At 71.3% G+C, this 2892-nt stretch carries 2 protein-coding genes and 1 tRNA gene; 1 reads left to right on the top strand and 2 read right to left on the bottom strand.

The window, feature by feature from the left end:
- Nucleotides 1-172: 172 nt before the first annotated feature.
- On the top strand, nt 173-562 hold the full coding sequence (locus Q0195_RS12640) for an NUDIX domain-containing protein (RefSeq protein WP_299279103.1): 390 nt from the start codon (nt 173-175) through the stop codon (nt 560-562).
- A 241-nt stretch (nt 563-803) separates the two neighbouring features.
- Here the strand turns inward: Q0195_RS12640 and Q0195_RS12635 are convergent.
- Nucleotides 804-880 (bottom strand) — tRNA-Met (locus Q0195_RS12635).
- An 83-nt stretch (nt 881-963) separates the two neighbouring features.
- On the bottom strand, nt 964-2892 hold a 1929-nt coding region (locus Q0195_RS12630), incomplete at its 5' end, for a UPF0182 family protein (protein WP_299279101.1).

Here is a 2892-nt window from a genome sequence, read left to right as displayed (position 1 = left end):
GCGGGGCAGGGTCGGGTCAGGGTAGGGGCCTCGTGTCATCGCGGCCTGCGGGTGAGCGCACGATACGCCCGGCGCTCCGGCCGGTCAACGGGCTTCCGGGACACCCGGGCGTGGGCCGTCGACCTGCGGGACGGCGCGCCGTCGCCTGCGGTCGGCGCGGCACAATCCGACCATGGCCGACGTCATCACCATCGCCGCCCTCGTCATCCGCGACGGCCACGGCCAGGTGCTGACCGTGCGCAAGCGCGGCACCCACCGCTTCATGCTCCCGGGCGGGAAGCCGGAGCCCGGTGAGCAGCCCGAGCGCACCGTCGTCCGCGAAGTCGCCGAGGAGCTCGGTGTCCTCCTCGACCCCGCCGACCTCACCCTGCTCGGCGTCCACACGGCTCCGGCCGCCAACGAGCCCGGGCACACCGTGCACGCCACGGTCTACACCCACCCCTACGTCGACGTGACCGAGCCGCGGGCCGAGATCGAGGCGCTGCGGTGGACCGACCCCGCGGCACCGCCGCCGGACATCGCCCCGCTGCTGCGCACCGTCGTCTTCCCCGCACTCCGCTGACGCCCCGCGGCCACGCCGCGGCCCGGTCGCCGCCTCGGCACTGGGTCGTCGGCTACGTGGCCCGACTGCGCCGTCCGGTGGATCGTCCCTTTCGCTCAGTTCCGGCTGCGCGGATGGGCGAACCATGATCGAGAAGGGCGAGCCACTTGGCCCCGGGCCAGGTGCCAGGGAAGGCGGAACGCCCGGGACAGGGTCCGGGGAAAGCAGAAGGCCCGGACCGTGCGGTCCGGGCCTTCCGACGTGGTAGCGGGGGCAGGATTTGAACCTGCGACCTCCGGGTTATGAGCCCGGCGAGCTACCGAACTGCTCCACCCCGCGTCGGTGATCACCACCTTACGTGGCGGTGACCCCGGGAAGCAATCCGGGGGGCTGTGAGACCTCTCACCGCCCCCCGGACCTGTCTAGCCGCCGCCGGTGTCGTCGGTGCCGCCGTCGGGTGGTGAGCCGTCGGCCCCCTCGTCGGCCGGCGGGCTCTGCCCGTCCTCCCCGGCGGGGGCGTCGCCCGCGGGGGTGTCGTCCGCAGCGGCGTCGAGCTCGGTCTGCGCCTGCGCGGCCTCCTCCAGCGCCGACTGCAGACGGGACTGCGCCTCGCCGTAGGCCGTCCAGTCGCCCTCCGCCAGGGCGGCCTGGCCGTCCTGGAGCGCCTGGTTGGCGTCGGCGAGCGCCTCGGTGAGCCGCTGCTGCGCCGCGGCGTCGACCTCGGTGGTGCCCTCCGGCTCGGTCGGCTCCTCGCCCTCGGGGACCTCGTCGACGACGTCGGCATCACCGCCCTCGGCGCCGGCGTCGCCGCCGAAGACCTGGTCCAGGGACTCCGTCAGGGTCGGCGCGAAGCCGATCTCCTCACCGAAGGCGGTGAGGACGAAGCGCAGCAGCGGGTACTGCGTGCCGGCCGAGGCCTGGACGTACACCGGCTGGACGTAGAGCAGACCGCCACCCACCGGCAGGGTGAGCAGGTTCCCGTGGAGCACCTGCGAGCCACCCTGCTGGAGCAGGTTGAGCTCGCGGGAGATGGTCGGGTCGGAGTTGAAGGTGTTCTGCACCTGGCCCGGTCCGGGCACCGTGACGTCGGAGGGCAGCTCGAGCAGCCGCAGCTGTCCGTAGCCCTCGCGCACCTGGCCCGGGGTGTCCCCGGTCTCGGAGTCCACGGCGAGGAAGCCGGTGAGGATGTTCCGGTCGGTCTGGCCACCGGGGATGTAGCTGGAGGTCAGGGAGAACTGCGCGCTGTCCTGGCCCGGCATCTGCAGGGTCAGGTAGTACGGCGGCTGCGACACGCCCTCCGCGGCGGTCGGGTCGTTCGGGATCCGCCAGAAGTTGCCGCCGGAGTAGAAGGAGGCGGCGTCGGTGACGTGGTAGCGGGCGAGCAGCTCGCGCTGGACCTTGAACAGGTCCTCCGGGTAGCGCAGGTGGCTCATGAGGTCGCCGCTGATCTCGCTCATCGGCGTGATGTGGTCGGGGAAGATGTTCTTCCAGGTCTGGAGGATCGGGTCCTCCTCGTCCCACTCGTAGAGGGTGACCTCGCCGTCGTAGGCGTTGACCACGGCCTTGACCGAGTTGCGGATGTAGTTGACCTCCTCCGGCGCGGGGCCGACGACGACACCGCCGAGCTCGTCGGTCAGCGCGTCGGTCGTCGCGTCCTCCAGGGACTCACGGGCCGAGTAGGGGTACTCGTTCGTCGTGGTGTAGCCGTCGACGATCCACACCAGCTCCTTCGGTGTGGAGGCGTCGCCGTCCATGTCGACGATCGCCGGGTAGGCCCGGGCGTCGAGGGTGAGGTACGGGGCGACCTTCTGCACCCGCACGTGCGGGTCACGGTCGTAGAGGATCTGCGACTCGGAGGTGACGCGGTCGGAGAAGAGGATCTGCTCCGACCCCATCCGGATCGCGAAGAGCAGCTTGTTCCAGAAGTTCCCGACGCTCGGGCCGCCGTCACCGGTGTAGGTCGTGTTGACCTGGCCCTGCTCGGCGTCGTCGTTCGGGTAGTCCAGCTCCCACGGGGTCGTGCCCTCGGGGGCACCGACGATCGAGTAGCTCGGGGTGTTCTGCCCGAAGTAGACGCGCTCCTCGTACTCCCCCAGCTCCCCGATCGACGGGATGCCGTACTCGAAGAACGCCGGCTGGCCGTCCGCCGAGACCGTGTTGCCGAAGGCCGCGACGGCACCGAAGCCGTGGGTGTAGACGGTGTGGTCGTTGACCCAGGTGCGCTGGTCGGAGCCCAGGCCGTCCTGGTTGAGCTCCCGGATCGCGATCACGGTGTCGCGCTTCTGGCCGTCGATCTCGTAGCGGTCCACCGCCAGGCTGGGCGCGAAGTCGTAGTACTGCCGGTTCTGCTG

Origin of the sequence: uncultured Georgenia sp., assembly GCF_937958535.1 — a bacterium.
Taxonomy (GTDB): Bacteria; Actinomycetota; Actinomycetes; order Actinomycetales; family Actinomycetaceae; genus Oceanitalea.
Note: the sequence above shows the minus strand (reverse complement) of the source record. Positions and strands in the feature narration are given on the sequence as shown.

Excerpts from the sequence above, each read along its gene's own strand:
- Q0195_RS12640 (WP_299279103.1), top strand. The coding sequence starts at position 173 with ATGGCCGACGTCATCACCATCGCCGCCCTCGTCATCCGCGACGGCCAC.